The 16,323-nt window shown below is 50.4% G+C and carries 14 protein-coding genes; 1 reads left to right on the top strand and 13 read right to left on the bottom strand.

The genetic code is table 11. The annotated features are described in order from the left end of the window. Positions 1 to 198: 198 nt before the first annotated feature. Positions 199 to 1,197, bottom strand: a complete 999-nt coding sequence (gene nagZ / locus DEU29_RS05085; RefSeq protein WP_133539167.1) for a beta-N-acetylhexosaminidase — start codon at positions 1,195 to 1,197, stop codon at positions 199 to 201. A gap of 130 nt (positions 1,198 to 1,327) precedes the next feature. On the opposite strand from nagZ, the gene DEU29_RS05080 reads away from it, so the two are divergent. After that, positions 1,328 to 2,671, top strand: coding sequence for a S41 family peptidase (locus DEU29_RS05080; RefSeq protein ID WP_133539166.1), 1,344 nt, complete (start codon positions 1,328 to 1,330; stop codon positions 2,669 to 2,671). Positions 2,672 to 2,716: 45 nt separating this feature from the next. On the opposite strand, the gene DEU29_RS05075 is transcribed toward DEU29_RS05080, so the two are convergent. The 12 genes from DEU29_RS05075 to hemA all read right to left on the bottom strand — a co-directional run bounded on the left by DEU29_RS05075 (position 2,717) and on the right by hemA (position 16,279). Beyond that, a complete protein-coding gene (locus DEU29_RS05075; RefSeq protein ID WP_133539165.1) occupies positions 2,717 to 5,056 on the bottom strand; it encodes an acyl-CoA dehydrogenase in 2,340 nt (779 codons plus the stop codon). Between the two features lie 57 nt (positions 5,057 to 5,113). Continuing rightward, positions 5,114 to 5,773 (bottom strand): TetR/AcrR family transcriptional regulator, encoded by a 660-nt coding sequence (locus DEU29_RS05070; RefSeq protein ID WP_133539164.1) that lies wholly within the window; start codon positions 5,771 to 5,773, stop codon positions 5,114 to 5,116. A gap of 91 nt (positions 5,774 to 5,864) precedes the next feature. Beyond that, positions 5,865 to 6,638 (bottom strand): ZIP family metal transporter, encoded by a 774-nt coding sequence (locus DEU29_RS05065; RefSeq protein ID WP_133539163.1) that lies wholly within the window; start codon positions 6,636 to 6,638, stop codon positions 5,865 to 5,867. Between the two features lie 39 nt (positions 6,639 to 6,677). Next, entirely contained in the window at positions 6,678 to 8,168 is a 1,491-nt protein-coding gene (locus tag DEU29_RS05060) for a TrkH family potassium uptake protein (protein WP_243734484.1), read from the bottom strand. 30 nt (positions 8,169 to 8,198) lie between these two features. Further along, positions 8,199 to 9,041: a 3-deoxy-8-phosphooctulonate synthase gene (gene kdsA / locus DEU29_RS05055; protein WP_133539162.1), complete on the bottom strand. Its 843-nt coding sequence runs from the start codon at positions 9,039 to 9,041 to the stop codon at positions 8,199 to 8,201. A 17-nt stretch (positions 9,042 to 9,058) separates the two neighbouring features. Further along, a complete protein-coding gene (locus DEU29_RS05050) occupies positions 9,059 to 10,330 on the bottom strand; it encodes a DUF819 domain-containing protein (RefSeq protein ID WP_133539161.1) in 1,272 nt (423 codons plus the stop codon). Between the two features lie 38 nt (positions 10,331 to 10,368). Beyond that, the gene (locus DEU29_RS05045) at positions 10,369 to 11,172 is read right to left on the bottom strand and encodes a SirB1 family protein (protein WP_166635880.1); all 804 of its coding nucleotides are present in this window, start codon (positions 11,170 to 11,172) and stop codon (positions 10,369 to 10,371) included. Between the two features lie 18 nt (positions 11,173 to 11,190). Then, on the bottom strand, positions 11,191 to 11,565 hold the full coding sequence (locus DEU29_RS05040; RefSeq protein WP_133539159.1) for a SirB2 family protein: 375 nt from the start codon (positions 11,563 to 11,565) through the stop codon (positions 11,191 to 11,193). 12 nt (positions 11,566 to 11,577) lie between these two features. Beyond that, positions 11,578 to 13,044 (bottom strand): DUF3369 domain-containing protein, encoded by a 1,467-nt coding sequence (locus tag DEU29_RS05035; RefSeq protein ID WP_133539158.1) that lies wholly within the window; start codon positions 13,042 to 13,044, stop codon positions 11,578 to 11,580. A gap of 12 nt (positions 13,045 to 13,056) precedes the next feature. Then, positions 13,057 to 13,893, bottom strand: a complete 837-nt coding sequence (gene prmC, locus DEU29_RS05030) for a peptide chain release factor N(5)-glutamine methyltransferase (protein WP_133539157.1) — start codon at positions 13,891 to 13,893, stop codon at positions 13,057 to 13,059. A gap of 4 nt (positions 13,894 to 13,897) precedes the next feature. Continuing rightward, positions 13,898 to 14,989 (bottom strand): peptide chain release factor 1, encoded by a 1,092-nt coding sequence (gene prfA, locus DEU29_RS05025; RefSeq protein WP_133539156.1) that lies wholly within the window; start codon positions 14,987 to 14,989, stop codon positions 13,898 to 13,900. A 9-nt stretch (positions 14,990 to 14,998) separates the two neighbouring features. Further along, positions 14,999 to 16,279, bottom strand: coding sequence for a glutamyl-tRNA reductase (gene hemA, locus DEU29_RS05020; protein ID WP_133539155.1), 1,281 nt, complete (start codon positions 16,277 to 16,279; stop codon positions 14,999 to 15,001). Positions 16,280 to 16,323: the final 44 nt, after the last annotated feature.

Below are 16,323 nucleotides of genomic sequence, written 5' to 3'. Positions count from 1 at the left end.
GAATTGCGTGTTAGGTTGCGAGGGGGAGTGTGACAGGAATGTTGGAGGGCATGGATGCCCGGAAACAAGCCACACGGACGTGCTTGGAGCGGTTCCTGGCACACTCCCCCTCGTGACCTGACAAAAGCAATTCGAATTAACCTTCGTTCCAAGCCAGCCCGCGCGCTGTCTGGAGTTGCCCCATTGCTTTGCTCTTGCCTAGTCCAGAAATCGCTGTGCTTGCTGCCAGCGTTCAGTCTTTTGCAATTCCTGTAGCGTTAATACTGGCTTACTCATTAACATCCGCTCAAAGCGTTGCCGGCTCTCGCCGGATGTATCAGGTAAGGATTGCGCTAACAGTGCATTCGCACCGGCACGGTCGTTGCAGACCAGAACCATGTCACAGCCTGCGTTAAACGCTGCATCGCTACGCGCTTTCATATCGCCGACTACTGTTGCTCCGTGCATGGAAAGATCATCGCTGAAGATCATTCCATCAAATCCTAACTGCTCCCGTAATACGGTTTGTAGCCAATAGTTCGAAAATCCGGCCGGCATTTCATCGACCGCAGGGTAAACCACGTGCGCAGGCATAATACCTTGTAACTTCTTTGATAATTCACGAAATGGCGGAATGTCGACGTCAAAAATCGTCTGCTTATCACGGTCATCAACCGGTATCGCAATGTGAGAGTCGGCAACTACGGAGCCGTGACCCGGGAAATGTTTGCCGGTGGCGGCCATACCAGCTTCGTGCATGCCGGCGATAAACTCAGCGGCGATGGAGGTTACCCCGGCGGCATTGTCGGCAAATGCCCGATCACCAATCACTTCGCTGACATCATTAATATCTAATACCGGTGCAAAGCTAATATCAATGCCTACTGCCTGCACTTCTGCGGCCATCAGCCAGCCCAACTCACGCGCTGCCAAGGCTCGCTCATCAGCGTCTGTATACACTTGCGTTATACGGCCCATAGCCGGGATTGTACTAAACCCCTGACGAAACCGTTGTACTCGCCCGCCTTCGTGATCAACCGCAATCATTAACGGCTTGCCGGCTGCCTCACGGGCATCTGCACAGAGAGCTTCAAGTTGTGAGATAGAAACATAATTGCGGGTGAATAGAATTAACCCATTAACGTCCGGATGAGCCAGTAATTCACGGTCCTGTGTAGTTAGCTCTATGCCGGCAATGTCGATCATGACCTGCGCCATAGTGGTTCCTTTAAAAATACATCTGCGGCTAGTTTGCCAGAGAGTGTAAATTGCTACAAAGAACTGTTGAAGTTTTTTCTGATGCTTTACTCTAATACCTGTTCACAACAAATTAACAACCGGGTGAAGTATGACCATTAACAAGTCCATAATTAGCGTTGCCATAGCGATGAGTTTAAGCGCCTGTGGCGGTTCTTCCGGCGGTAATAGCCCTAACACGGGAGGCAGCGATAATTCAGATTATGCCACCTGTTCCGTTGCTGACCAGAACCAACGCTTTTTCGACTACATGAAAGATGACTACTTTTGGGCGAGTCAGCTACCGGAGCAGGTAGACCCGGAAGCCTTCGATGATGTCTATGAATTATTAGAGGAACTCAGGGTTCCTGAGGATAGTTACAGTTATATCTTAACCGAAGAAGAATACGAATCGCTGTTTGTGACAGCTGAATATGCCGGCTTTGGTTTTTCTCAGCAACAGGTTAGTGCATCAGAAATTAAACTACGTTTAGTTTATAGAGATTCACCGGCCTGGGAGGCCGGTATGCGCCGCGCCGATTCGATAATCGCCATTGATGGAGTGCCCACCAGCGAATTGTTAAGCAACGGCAGTTATAACGACGCACTGGGTGAACCCGAAGTTGGTGTTACGCGAGAAATTACCTGGCGCAAGCCATCGGGCGAGGAGATGACTGCGTCAATCAGTAAAGATACGGTTGAAACTAATACGGTGATGGGCGCTCAGGTCTGGTCGCTGGATCAGCGCGCGATCGGCTATTTTACGCTGGATAGTTTTATTAATCGTACCGGTGCTGACTTAAATGAAGCCTTTGACCAATTTGCCAGTGCCAATGTCGAAGAATTGGTTATCGACGTTCGTTACAACGGCGGCGGTTTAATTCGCTACGCTAATCAGGCGGCTACGCAAACAGCGGGAACTAATGTGCAGGGCAGAACCTTTGTCGAATACCGCTTTAATGAACAAAACAGTAACCAGAATGAAGCCGTTCCCTTTGGCCTTGTCGATGGCGTCGAACAGCTGGATCTGGACAGTGTCATTGTGCTGACTACAGGTGCTAGTTGTTCATCGTCGGAACTGATTATTAACTCGCTAAAACCTCATGTCGACGTCACCGTGATTGGCAACCGTACCTGCGGTAAACCCGTTGGTCAGGTGCCGGAGCAACTCTGCGATAAGGTGACTTTCGCTATCAATTTCGAAACCGTGAACTCGGCAGGTGAAGGCCGCTACTTTGATGGTATTGCGCCTACCTGTCGGGTTACCGATCGTATCGTTGCCGACTGGGGTAGTAGCGACGATCCCCTAACCGGCGCTGCGTTGAGCTACCTTGAAAATGGCCAATGCCCAACCACGAGTGCCAACGTGGTTGCTGAATCAGCCGCAACCGCAAACTTTATTCCGCAAACGCCGATATTTTATAACCTCAAACAAAAGCGCGCCTCTTTGCAATAACCTGCAAAGGGCGCGCTATTAGTTGCGAAGCAACCGTGGGCCGTGTTAATCGCGGACTGCGGCTTTTCTTAACTCGCCTTTAGTGGTGTAAAACTGGTTGTGCTCGATAATACCGGGCGCAAAACTATCAACACCTATAGCCGTCAGGCGCAATCGTTCGGTACGTGCCAACTCCTCGGCTGTATCTTTATCAACCAACCCTTTTTCTAGCGCAGCATCAGCCAGTTCCTGGCCATTCAGATTGGCAGACAATTCGCCACGCTTTTGTGCCTTACGCAGCGTTTTGTAGACGTCCTTGAGTTTAAGCATGGATAGAAATGCCATTTCCATGTGCCCGGTCGGATCGCTCTCTTCTTCTTTCCAGTAGCACAGGAAAGTGTGGCGGTCGCGGGTAACACCCGGCTTCATCATGTCCGAGCTAATGTCCTGCAACAGTTCATCTGCCGGCTGGCTAAAGTGATTACCTAACGGGAACACTAATACGCGCATAGCCCAGGCAACCGGACGGTTCGGGAAGTTACGGAAAAAGCCATCAAATGCCTGACCAATTTTATGCAAGTGATGTTGCACGGCATAATGCACGTAAGGCAAATCAGCTGCCTGACGACCCTCTTCTTCGAAGCGTTTAAGTACCGCTGACGCCATGTACAGGTGACTTAATACATCACCCAGGCGGGCAGAAATCATCTCTTTGCGTTTCAGGTCACCGCCCAGCATCAACATCGAAATGTCGGATGCCATTGCCAGACCGCGGCTCATGCGTGTTAAATGTTGATAGTAACGCGCCGTCTCACCGCTCACCGGTGTTTCGTTAAAGCGTGAGCCGCTCAAGCCCATCCACAGACTACCGAATACATTACTGACCGCAAATTTAATGTGCTTAACAAGCAGTCGGTCAAAGTCACGCATACCCTGCTCTTCATCCGGATTAGCAGCCGCTTTCATTTCTTCTAATACATACGGATGACAGCGGGTCGCGCCCTGACCGAAGATCATCAAATTACGGGTTAAAATGTTAGCACCCTCGACCGTAATCGAGACCGGCGTCGCCATGTAACTATGACCCAGGTAATTGTGCGGACCTAACTGAATCCCCTTACCCGCGTGAATATCCATCGCGTGCTCCATCACCTCACGACCCATCTCGGTCATGTGGTATTTGGTCATCGCCGTAACGACCGATGGGCTTTTGCCCTGGCACAGCGCATTAATTGTTAAGCGGCGCATCGATTCCAGCGTATAGTTGGTGCCGCCAATTTTACCCATGGCTTCCTGCACGCCCTCAAACACACCAATCGGTAAACCGAATTGCTGACGAACATAGGCATAGGCGCCGGTCATACGTTGGGTCACATGGCCTGACGCCGCCGCCAGTGCCGGTAACGAAATACCGCGGCCCGCTGACAAACACTCAACCAACATGCGCCAGCCTTTACCGGCGTAATCTGTACCGCCAATAATCCAGTCCAGTGGAATGAAAACGTCATTACCGTAGGTGGTACCGTTTAAAAAAGACTGGTTGAGCGGGAAGTGACGATCACCAATTTCGACACCATCGTGATCAGTCGGTATTAACGCACAGGTAATACCGATTTCTTTCTTATCGCCTAACAACCCTTCAGGGTCGTAGAGTTTAAAAGCCAGACCCAATACCGTCGCTGCCGGCGCCAGAGTGATGTAACGCTTCGACCAGTTTAGGCGAATACCGACAACTTCTTCACCATCCAGCGTGCCCTTGCAGATGACGCCCTCGTCGGGAATAGCCCCAGCGTCCGAGCCCGCTTCCGGCCCGGTCAACGCAAAACACGGGATATCTGTTCCGTCTGCCAGTCGTGGCAACCAGTAATCCTGCTGCTGTTTAGTACCATAATGGGTTAGCAACTCGCCCGGACCCAGCGAATTAGGCACCATTACCGTAACAGCTGCACTAATAGACCGGGTCGCAATGCGCGAAACAATATAGGAGTTCGCCGCTGGAGAAAAATCAAGTCCGCCGAATTCTTTGCCAATAATCATCGCAAAGAAGCGTTCTTTACGCAGATAGTCCCATACCTGCTTAGGTAAATCACGGTCCTGTTGCACAATCTTAAAATCATCCAGCATCGCCAACAGTGTCGCCAGCTGATTATCGACGAACGCCTGCTCATCTTCCGTCAGCTTAGGCTCCGGCATATCTAATAGTTTTTGCCAGTCCGGCCGTCCGCTAAACAACTCACCATCCCACCAGACATCGCCGGCTTCCATGGCTTCGCGTTCAGTATCAGACAACGGCGGTAAAATACGCTTGAACAACGCAAACACCGGCTTGGTGATAAGGCTGCGGCGTATTTCAGCCACCGCCAGCACAATCACTAATAACACAATCAGTAAAATGATAATTTCCATGGTTTTCTCCAGCTAACCATTCATCAATAAAGTGTAGTTTAAACAGTAAGGCTTTGCTTAACCGTCTAACTGACTATCTAAACCACCGGCAATAAACGTAATCAGGTGCTCTATCACAGTTTGAATATCCGCACGCTCGTCAAACTCTGCTTGCGCGATTTCAATCAACGCCTGCCCGGATACCTGGGCAAAGACCGTGGCACCAAGGACAAAATGTAAGCGCCAGAACATATCTTGTTCAGTTAGTTTCGGATTAGCCCGATGTAACAGGGCTAGCAGGTGTTGCAACACGTCGCCAAAGGCCGTTTGCGTGTAACGTCGCAAATGTCCCTGGGTTTCTGAATAGGCAAACCCCAATAGCCTTAAAAAGTGTTCAGTACCACGCTTATGCACCTGATCTAAACTGATTAGGGGAGCCTTGAAGCTGGCGAATACTGCCAGACTGTCGATTTCGGGTTTGTCATCAAGCCGTTTTAGCTCGGTCTCCAGCGCGGGCATAAAAACATTCATGTAACGCGCCACAACGGCTTGAATCAGTGCTTTTTTTGAGCCAAAGTGATAATTGACAGAGGCAAGGTTAACATCCGCCTCCTGGGTAATTTGACGCAACGACGTTTGCTCGAAGCCTTCTCGTGCAAACAGGGTTTCAGCTGCATCCAGTATCTTTTTTTGCGTAGAAACTTTTGATTTTTTAGGGCGTACTGCCGATTCAGACATAATTATAAACGCATATTTTAAACATGCGTTTAATTTAATTCACTTCGTTTCAGCGATCAAGTGTTCGCTGAAACTATTTAGTGGTAGCTTGCTACCCCAGCCACACATCCAGGAATAACATCAGCACAAGGCCCAACATTAGGCCAATGCTGGCACGGGAATGATGACCTTCACGATGGGTCTCGGGAATAATTTCATGACTGATGACAAAGATCATCGCTCCGGCGGAAACCAGCAATCCCCAGGGTAAAAACCAATCAGCGATACCGACAAACCAGCCGCCCAATAATCCGCCTAAGGGCTCTACTGCACCGGTTAAACCTGCTACAACAAAGGCGTGCAAACGGCTGTAGCCGATCGCCAGTAACGCAAGTGCCACCGCCAGCCCTTCCGGGACGTTTTGTAAACCGATACCGGAAGCGATAGCAACGGTGGCGTCGTAATCGCCGCCGGCGGCAGTAATGCCGACCGATAAGCCTTCAGGAATGTTATGGATAGTGATGGCAATAATGAACAGCCACAACCGGTTAAGCCGAATACCCGACGGTCCCTCTGCTCCTTTTACAAAGTGCTCATGCGGAACCATACGGTCAATCAATGCGATAAGTAGTGCACCAATGATGATACCGAAAACAGCAATCGTCGGCGGGATCAATCCTTCGCCGAATTGTTGCTCAGCAATCTCTAATGCCGGCACAATCAACGAGAAAAATGACGCTGCCAGCATCACGCCTGCCGCAAAACCGAGTAACGCATTGGTATTGCGTTCACTCGGACGCCAGCCAATCAGTACTGGCGCTGCCCCGACAGCAGTCATACCCCCACTAAGCGCACTTACGGTAAGCGCCGCTAACCATCCGTCCATTCCACTACTCCTTCGCGTGCCGTTAAGGCGGGTGGCCGATTAATGACGCCAGTAATGACGATGGAACAAAATCAATACCGTCATGATTTCTAAGCGCCCGGCTAACATGGCAAATATCAGCAGAAACTTAGCCCCGTCAGGTAGACTGGAAAAATTTCCACTAGGGCCGATGATATCGCCAAGCGCAGGGCCCACGTTACTCACCGCAGAGGCTGCACCCGAAATTGATGTCATAAAGTCGAGATTAAAAAGCGACAGTCCTAACGCGATGGCAGCAACCAGCAAAAAGTAGGTAAAACAAAACGCTACCATAGAGCCAAGTAACGAATCATTAACCCGTCGATCCTGATAAGTTTGTACTTGCACCAAGTTAGGGTGGATCAACTGACTAAATTGTCGCCGCAATAACAACTGCGATAACTGGAAACGAAAAATCTTCATGCCGCCGGCAGTCGAGCCGGTACAGCCACCGACAAACATCAGGTAAAAGAAAATCATTATCGACCAGTTGCCCCACTGGCCGTAGTCCTCGGTAGCATACCCGGTAGTGGTAACAACCGATACGACGTTAAATGCGGTATGCAAAAAGGCATCGCCCCACTCACGCCCTTTGCCCACTTGGATCAGGGCTATGATAACGATAGTGAGTAATAAAAAAATCAGAAAGGCACGTACCTGGGTGTCTTTCATAATTGGCTCGATGTCCTTTTTCATAGCGCGGATATAGAGCACAAAAGGCAATGCACCGGCGACCATAAAAATAGTACCGACCACAATTAAAAAAGGACTATCGGCAAAGTGTCCAAACGAAGCATCATAGTTGGAAAATCCGGCCGTGCCGATAGTTGTCATACCATGTACAAAGGCATCGAAGGTCTGCATTCCGCCTAACGCATAAAGCAATATTACCAGCGCCGTCAGTAACAGATAGACTTTGCCGATGGCCATGACCATCAGACTGGATCGCGGTAAAAATTTACCCGACATATCCGATGATTCGGCCTGGAATAAGCGCATGCCACCCACTTGCAAAAACGGTAAAATAGCCATCGCCATAACGATAATACCGATACCACCAAGCCATTGCAGCATGCCACGCCACAACAACACTGATTTTGGCAACTCATCCAAGCCAACGATAACAGTTGCACCCGTAGTGGTAATGGCGGACATGGCTTCAAACCAGGCGTCGGTGAATCCCAAATACGGTTGCGCAAAAACAAACGGAAGGGTGGCAAACAGGCTTGCACAAACCCAGCATAAGGTGGTCAGCAAAAATACCTGCCGCGCACGTAATTTTGCCTCGCCGGTTTTTTGCGAAAACAGCACCAGCCCCGTTATTATGCCAATTACAGCCAGTGTCAGATAAGTCCACTGGTCCTTTTCACTATTGACTGCTGCCAATACAAAAGGCGCTAACAAAGCCACCGACAGAAGCGCAATAAGCGCTCCGATAGCTTTGGATAAAAGTTTCGCCGCCTGTTGCGGTTTTAGACGATTATCCTGAACGACTGCCGCCTGTTGCATCATGGTAGTTACTTTTTATGTGCCGTTAAGGTTTTACGCTGAGGTGTCCAGCGGTGCAAATTGTTTGACCAAATCATCAACCGCCTTCATTTGTTCAAGGTACGGTTGCAGTGCCTGTAACGGTAACGCGCAAGGCCCATCACATTTTGCATTATTAGGATCAGGGTGTGCTTCAATAAACAAGCCCGCAATACCCAGCGCCATACCGGAGCGTGCCAACTGTGCGGCCTGCGCCCGGCGCCCGTCGGCAGAATCCGAACGGCCGCCGGGCCGCTGCAATGCGTGAGTGGCGTCAAATATGACCGGAGCTTGTTGCTTCATTTCGTCCATGCCTAACATATCAACCACCAGGTTGTTGTAGCCAAAGCAGGATCCCCGCTCGCACAACATGACATTCTCGTTGCCGGCTTCGCGGAATTTAGTAATGATGTGCTGCATCTCAGCTGGTGCCAGAAATTGCGGCTTTTTAACGTTAATGAGGTTGCCGGTTTCTGCTAATGCCACAACCAGATCCGTTTGCCGTGCCAGAAAGGCCGGTAACTGCAAAACGTCAACCACCTCGGCGACAGGTTTGGCCTGATGAGGTTCGTGAATATCGGTAATTAACGGGACATTAAACTGCTGTTTAATTTCCTCAAATATTCTTAACCCTTCTTCCATCCCCGGGCCGCGATAGGAATGAACAGACGAGCGATTGGCTTTATCAAATGAAGCTTTGAACACATACGGAATAGCTAACTTTTCGGTAACCGTCACATAGTGCTCGGTAATCCGCAACGCCAGGTCGCGAGACTCCAGAACATTCATGCCGCCGAACAACACGAATGGTTTATCGTTAGCAATATCAATCGTATTAAGTTTAAGCGAAGCAATCATAGCGTTTTCATTCCTTGTTAACTACCGACAACGCGGAGTATCTGGCCGGCCAGATAAGCCATATATGTACCCAAAGCGTAGCCCATTACTGCCAGTAACACACCGACCGGCGCCAGCGATGGATGAAATGCCGAGGCCACCACAGGCGCTGAAGCAGCCCCGCCGACGTTAGCCTGGCTACCTACCGCCATATAAAACACCGGCGCTTTTAATAATTTAGCCACAAACAGCATCAGTCCCGCATGAATAAGCATCCATATCGCGCCAATTAGAAAATATTTGGGCGCATCAACTATGGCCGTTACGTCCATATGCAAACCAATACTGGCCACCAGGATGTAAACAAAGACTGAGCCGATCTTAGAAGCACCCGCGGCCTCAAGCGTGCGAGCGCGGGTAAACGACAACGCGATACCGCCTGCGGTTGCTAATACAATCACCCAGAAAAATAGACTATCAAGACTAAACTTGCGCAAATAAGGTAAGTGGGTGCCAATCGCTGGTGCAATTGCATCAGCCAATAAATGCGCTAAACCGGCCACGCCGAAACCAACAGCAAGAATCAACATCAAGTCACGTAAACTCGGATTGCGAACATGTTGCGCCTGATACGCTTCGACCTTTTCTTTTATCGCATCAATTGCTGATGTGTCGGCTCCGGTACGCGCATCAATTTGCTTTGAATTAGCAGCCATATACAACAGCACGGCCATCCACAGGTTCGCAACAATAATATCGACCGTCACCATGGCCGAGAAGATTTCTCCGCCGACTTCGTAAACTTCCTTCATCGCGGCCTGGTTTGCACCGCCACCAATCCAGCTACCGGCGATAGTGGTCATGCCGCGCCAAACGGCGTCAGGGCCTGCCCCTCCGAGCATTTCTGGAAATACAGCAGACACCGCCAACAAAGCGATTGGCCCACCAATTACAATACCCAGGGTGCCGGTTAAAAACAGTATCAAGGCTTTTGAGCCCAACCCAACCACGGCTTTTAAATCCAGGCTCAGAGTCAGCAATACCATGCAGGCAGGCAACAGATAGTCCATGGTAATATCGGTTACCGCCGTGGCATTACCGTCAACTATATTAAAGGTATTAAGCAAGGAAGGCAGGAAGTAACAAAGCAACAACGCTGGAACAAATTTATAGAATTTTTGTAACGCGGGGTGCTGGCTCGATTGGGTGTAGAAGACCAGCCCTAAAATCGCAAGCAATAAGCCCGTTATAACACCATCGTTGGTGATTAATGCCGTTGTTTCAGCGGCGACCGGCGCGGCAGCTAGCATTACTTATCTCCTTATTATAATTTTTGCCTGCACTGGCATTAGTGAAATACGTCCTGAGGCCCTGAGTAACTTTCCAGTTGTAGCTTAATTATCTCGGCACTAGGGTCATCCGGACATTGGTCAACAAAATACTGGTAGTCGTCGACGGCCACGTGCTGGCAGCCTAACTCTTCGTAAAGATAGCCCCGGTCCCGGATCTCGTAAGGGTCATCGGGTTGCAACGTCAATAACATCTGCACACAGCGCAGCGCTTTTTCGAAGCGGGCTTCAGCCATTAAACAGTGTTTTAATTCAGTCAAATAGGCTTCGATTAAGGCTTTCTGCGGCGTTGGTTCGGCCCACTCCCAGCAGAATTCTGCATCGCCTTCCATGACATCTTCAAAGCGCTCCATGACTTCCTGATAGCGAACGAACTGACCGTTTTGTGGGTCGATAAAATCGGTACGGTCATCTTCGGTCAGTTTGAGCATCGGATAACCAGGAAAATCAACGACTTGCAGTTCGATACCTGCGTGTGCGGCGCATTCGCGCAGCAGCATTGCCAGTACCAACGGCACCCCGGTTCGAAAAGCCGCCACCTGGTCAACACTAATCCGGTGGGACTTTACCCAGCTTTCCGGGGCATCGCTGTAACCCAACTGGCGATAGAAAAAATCATTTAACTGAGCCATTTTCTGATGCCGGTCGGCGGCATTAACAAACCCGGAGAACTCATCCAGTTGGTGGCGAAAATCGGCCAAATCACAGCCGCGGCCCAACTCGAGCTGGCGGCTGATCTCCCAAACCAATTCAATGGTCGGAACAACTTCTTTGTCACATTGTTGAAGAAACGAATACTGCATAGTCACCATGAACAATAATTAGCCCAGCACCAACGGCATTTTGCCAAAGGCAACATGAAATAGCGCAGCCAGCCAGACACAGGCAACCACAAAACCAAACCAGCTAACAGCTCGGCTGCTACCTTTTAGCGCCACCAAACCAAACACAATATAGCCAATAACACCCAGTACTTTTTCGGTTACCCAGGGGTCTGCAATCGGCGCGCGCTGACTGATAACCAGCATAGCGATCGCACTGAGCAATAATAAGGTGTCGTTGATATGCGGTACTATTTTCACCCACTTTTTTTGTAGCATGCCCGATTCTAGCTGCTTCCAGACAAAGCGAGTGATAAAAAATATGACCGAGATAACGACAAATAAAACGTGTAGATGTTTAAATGCAACGTACACAGCGTGCTCCTTTTAGCTTAGTTGTTTGAGCTGCGGTACGACCGCATCAAGAAATTCCGGCGAATAATAACGCCCTTTTTCTGCCTCCAGACGAACTTTGATATCGTCTTCTGATAACTGTTGTGCCTGCCACTCCAGTAACTGTTCGGTAATTAACAATACCTGCGTGCTGGTACCAATGGCTACACCCTGCTTACCCTCAGGTAACCCCATGCCATCCCAACGTTCCAGCCGTTCGATCAATGCCCGGTGGGCAACCTGAGTTGCCACATGCTGGCCATGTGCCAGCGCACGCAGCGAGCGTGACACTCTTTGTTGGCAGGTGGTTTCGTTAGCAGCAACGGAATCTGGCGCACATTGCAACAGCGGCCCCGCCGGTTCGTAAAGGAACCAGGCTAACGCGGTATTTTTAGCTTCATTCGCCGGGCTAACTAGCTGGGCCACACGATACGCTAGCGCTGCAGCCGGCGGCAGAGACTCGGGCTCGAATGCCGCGCTTCGCAGCTCCATTAACTGGTCCCCCAGACGCGCAAGAAACTGATCCGAATCTTCCAAACAGACAACGTTATCCTGCGCCAGCTGCACGTTTTCCGAGAATAGTTGCAGCACATGGTGGTCATCATCAGTCAACTGCCGCGAAATACCACCAATAAACAACACCGAGCCATGTGGGCGACAATGACTGCGACAGTAAAGCAAGACAAAGTCGTCACCGTAGTAGCTACCGTGGTTAGCAATAACATCGTCAAGCTCTGACAACGCTTCGGCCGGCAATACGGAGCGCAATGTTTGCCCCACGGCAACCCCCGAATCCTCGCCATAAGCGGCTACCACCTGATAGCTTCTACCCTGACTATCGGCGGTTGCATACAAGGTTTGGCGTGCCCCGCCAATAACCCAGCTCAACTGTTGCACCAAGCCGTCGACAAAGCTATTCATCGGTTGCAACGCATACAAGTTAGATGAAGCAGCAATAATTTTTTCCAGCCCATGGCGGCTTTGATCAATCGACATGATATCGCGGTACGACCGCAACGATGACATCACCGCAGTGAATAGCTTTTGCGCCGTTAATTCGGTTTTAGACTTATAATCATTAATGTCGTAATTAACGATAACCGTGCGTTCGGGCGCCTGACCCGGCTGGCCGGTTCGTAAAATAATTCGGGTATAGTGATTCTGCGCCTGTTCGCGTATGTAGCGTGCTACTTTTAAACCCGCATCATCGGTCTCCATCACCACATCCAGCAGCAGGATAGCGGCATCCGGGTGTTGCTCTATCAGCTCATAGGCTTCTTTACCAGAAAAGGCACTATGAAATTCCAGTCCGCGGCCCAGAAAATTAAAGTCACTTAAGGCAAGTTTTGTTACGGCATGCACTTCAGGCTCATCATCAACAATAAGAATCTTCCAATTTTCCGTCGGAATACTTGGAGCCTGCTGACCCGGTTCATCTGCAAACATAAACTGATTGCTCATAATAATCCCTCTTTAACCTGCCTTCTGGCCGCCTGTTACTCGTTCTACACTACCATAATCTGTCCAGCGGTTAACATGTTTATAACCGTTTTGGCGCAGTAGCTCAACGACCGAGTCAGCTTGTTGCCAGCCATGCTCAAACAACAACCACCCAGCGGGCGTTAGCCAGTTACCAGCCTGGCCGGCAATCGTCGCTATATCAGCTAATCCTTGCTGCGCTGCCACCAGCGCTGAGCGCGGTTCAAACCTGACGTCGCCCTGGCTTAAGTGTGGATCATTGGCATCGATATAAGGCGGATTAGCAACAATTAAATCAAATTCAGCGGCGTCGATATCTGCAAACCAGTGACTTTGTTGCACCTCGATATCCAGCGCCAACCGCTGCGCGTTATGCCGAGCCAATGCGACCGCGTCGGCCGACGCATCCAGCGCACTAATCTGCCACTGAGGACGTTCTGACTTAAGCGCCAGTGCGATGGCACCGGTTCCGGTGCCTAAATCCAGCACCCGCGCCTGTGAAGGTAGTGATAGTTCCAGCGCTGTGGCCACTAACGTTTCGGTATCAGGCCGCGGAATCAGCGTACTGTTGTTAACAGTTAACGATAGCGACCAAAACTCCCGTTGTCCGGTAAGGTGCGCAACCGGATGACCCTGACGACGTTTATCAGTCAGCTGTTGTAACTGCTGCCACTGGCTAACCGACAATTGCTGTTCCGGCCAGGTCATTAAATAAGCGGCCGACTGTTGCAGTACGTGACATAACAGCGCCCGGCTATCAACGGCCGGGCTGTCTGCATCAATTAGCTGCTGTCGGCACCACGCCTGAGCTTCGGCAATTGTTGGTTGCATTGAGTTACTGTTGTTCCTGCGCCAATGCGGCCAGTTGATCCGCCTGGTGCTCAGTAATAATCGGATCCAGAATAAGTGACAGACTACCCGCCAACACCTCGTCTAACCGATACAGCGTCAGATTAATACGGTGATCAGTAACCCGGCTTTGCGGATAGTTATAGGTACGAATCCGCTCAGAACGATCACCACTACCGACCAAGTTGCGGCGCGTGCTGGCCTCTTCCTGCTGGCGTTTTTCGTCTTCCCGCTGTTGCAAGCGTGATTGCAATACCGACATCGCTTTAGCACGGTTTTTATGCTGCGAACGCTCTTCCTGACACTCGACCACTACGCCCGTTGGTAAGTGGGTAAGCCGGATCGCAGAGTCGGTGCGGTTAACGTGCTGTCCGCCGGCACCCGACGCACGGAAGGTATCAACGCGCAGATCCGCCGGATTGATCTCAATCGCCTCGGCTTCAGGAATTTCCGGCAACACCGCCACGGTGCAGGCCGAGGTATGCACCCGCCCCTGCGACTCAGTTTCCGGCACACGTTGTACCCGGTGTCCACCTGATTCAAATTTCATTTTGCCATAAACGCCATCACCGCTCATGTGGGCGATAACTTCTTTATAGCCGCCATGCTCGCCATCGCTGGCCGATACTACACTGACTTTCCAGCCGTTTGCTTCGGCATAGCGGCTGTACATACGGAACAGATCACCGGCAAATATGGCTGCTTCGTCACCACCAGCACCTGCACGAATTTCCAAATAACAAGCACGGTCATCATTGGGGTCTTTTGGCAGCAGCAAGACTTGTAGCTGCTGCTCCAGCTCTTCAACCGCGTGTTCACCCGCTTTTATTTCGTCAGCTGCCATTTCGCGCATATCGGCATCATCATCGTTGGCCATTTCGTGCGCTGCATCTAAGTCCGCCTGTGCTTGTCGGAAACGTTCAAAATTGTCGACCACTTCCTCTAACTGCGAATATTCCTTAGAAAGCGCCCGAAATCGATTTTGATCAGCGATAATATCGGCTTCACCCAATAACGCCTGCACTTCCTGATAACGTTCTAACAGGCCTTCTAATTTTCGTTCAATCGATGGATTCATGAACTGTCGTTATTCCTCGTTGTTATTCTCGTTAACACCGCCATTTTCACGGGTTAATAACTGTTGCAATAGCGCCAGTGAATTTTGATCATTATGTTCACCCGCTGCCTTAATTAATTGGGTTGGCTGATGCGTTAATTGTTGCGTCAACCGGTGCGCCAGCAACTGTAAAACATCTTCGGCTGGCTTACCCTGCGCCAATAACTGCTGCGCTTTTTGTAACTGCTGCTGAGCTATTTGCTGTGTTTGACCGCGATAGTCGCGGATTAGCCCAACACTATTTAACGATTTTAACCAGTCACCAAATTCTTCACTTTGCTGCTGGATTATGACCTGCGCCTGTCGCGCCGCCTGCTCTCGGTTTTTAATATTCTCGCTGATGATATTTTGCAAATCATCAACTGTATAAAGGTAAGCGTCGTCTAATTCATTAACCTGTTCTTCAATGTCTCTTGGCACCGCCAGGTCGATTAACAGCATGGGCCGGTGGCGTCGCTTTTTTAGCGCGCTTTCGATGCTGCCTTTACCGACAATAGGCAAGGTGCTGGCAGTAGAACTAACGACGATGTCAGCTTGTGGCAGTAACTCGCCTAACTCAGCCAGGCTATGCGCTTTGCCACCTATTTTTTGCGCCAGCTCTGCTGCCCGCTGCAAGGTTCGGTTGGCCACGGTAATGTCGGCCACTCCCTGTTGTTGCAGATGTTGCGCAACCAGCTCAGAGGTATCACCAGCGCCAATAAGCAATACCCTGGACTGGTTAAGTTTAGCAAATATATGTTTCGCCAGACTCACCGCGGCGTAGGCTACTGATACAGCGTTTTGGCCAACTTCAGTTTCGTTACGCACCGTCTTTGCGACTCGAAAAGTCTGTTGAAACAAACGCTCCAGAATGCCGCCGACGGCGGTTTGCCGTTTAGCTAACTGATAGGCCTGTTTAACCTGTCCCAGAATTTGCGGCTCGCCCAGCACCAGCGAATCCAGGCCGCTGGCAACCGACATTAAGTGGCTTATGGCCTGCCGATCCTGGTAGACATAATGATGTTGTTGCAGGGCATCCGGCGCTAAGCCATGAAAACCCGCTAGCCAGCCCAGCAGTAAATCGCCTGACACCTTGCCCTGACAATATATTTCGGTGCGATTACAGGTTGACACAATAACAGCCTCGTCAACGCCCTGAAGCTGTCGAATTGCCTGAAGCGCTGTATCCAGCTGTTCGGTCGAAAAGGCGACGCGTTCGCGCAGATCTACCGGTGCTGTTTTGTGATTTATACCGAGGGCTGAAATGGTCATCCGCTGCAGAAACTCGTTGTCTCAACGTGGTCAATGGGTTAGTG

The sequence above is a fragment of the Idiomarina aquatica genome (assembly GCF_004362895.1).
GTDB lineage: Bacteria > Pseudomonadota > Gammaproteobacteria > Enterobacterales > Alteromonadaceae > Idiomarina.
The sequence above is the reverse complement of the archived record's forward strand: the minus strand, read 5'-3'. Positions and strand labels throughout refer to the sequence as shown.

Coding starts and splice junctions, on each gene's coding strand:
- kdsA (WP_133539162.1), bottom strand. CDS start 9,041: ATGATTGCTTCGCTTAAACTTAATACGATTGATATTGCTAACGATAAA.
- DEU29_RS05035 (WP_133539158.1), bottom strand. CDS start 13,044: ATGAGCAATCAGTTTATGTTTGCAGATGAACCGGGTCAGCAGGCTCCA.
- DEU29_RS05065 (WP_133539163.1), bottom strand. CDS start 6,638: ATGGACGGATGGTTAGCGGCGCTTACCGTAAGTGCGCTTAGTGGGGGT.
- hemA (WP_133539155.1), bottom strand. CDS start 16,279: ATGACCATTTCAGCCCTCGGTATAAATCACAAAACAGCACCGGTAGAT.
- DEU29_RS05060 (WP_243734484.1), bottom strand. CDS start 8,168: ATGATGCAACAGGCGGCAGTCGTTCAGGATAATCGTCTAAAACCGCAA.
- DEU29_RS05070 (WP_133539164.1), bottom strand. CDS start 5,773: ATGTCTGAATCGGCAGTACGCCCTAAAAAATCAAAAGTTTCTACGCAA.
- DEU29_RS05080 (WP_133539166.1), top strand. CDS start 1,328: ATGACCATTAACAAGTCCATAATTAGCGTTGCCATAGCGATGAGTTTA.
- DEU29_RS05075 (WP_133539165.1), bottom strand. CDS start 5,056: ATGGAAATTATCATTTTACTGATTGTGTTATTAGTGATTGTGCTGGCG.
- DEU29_RS05045 (WP_166635880.1), bottom strand. CDS start 11,172: ATGCAGTATTCGTTTCTTCAACAATGTGACAAAGAAGTTGTTCCGACC.
- DEU29_RS05050 (WP_133539161.1), bottom strand. CDS start 10,330: ATGCTAGCTGCCGCGCCGGTCGCCGCTGAAACAACGGCATTAATCACC.
- nagZ (WP_133539167.1), bottom strand. CDS start 1,197: ATGGCGCAGGTCATGATCGACATTGCCGGCATAGAGCTAACTACACAG.
- prfA (WP_133539156.1), bottom strand. CDS start 14,989: ATGAATCCATCGATTGAACGAAAATTAGAAGGCCTGTTAGAACGTTAT.
- prmC (WP_133539157.1), bottom strand. CDS start 13,893: ATGCAACCAACAATTGCCGAAGCTCAGGCGTGGTGCCGACAGCAGCTA.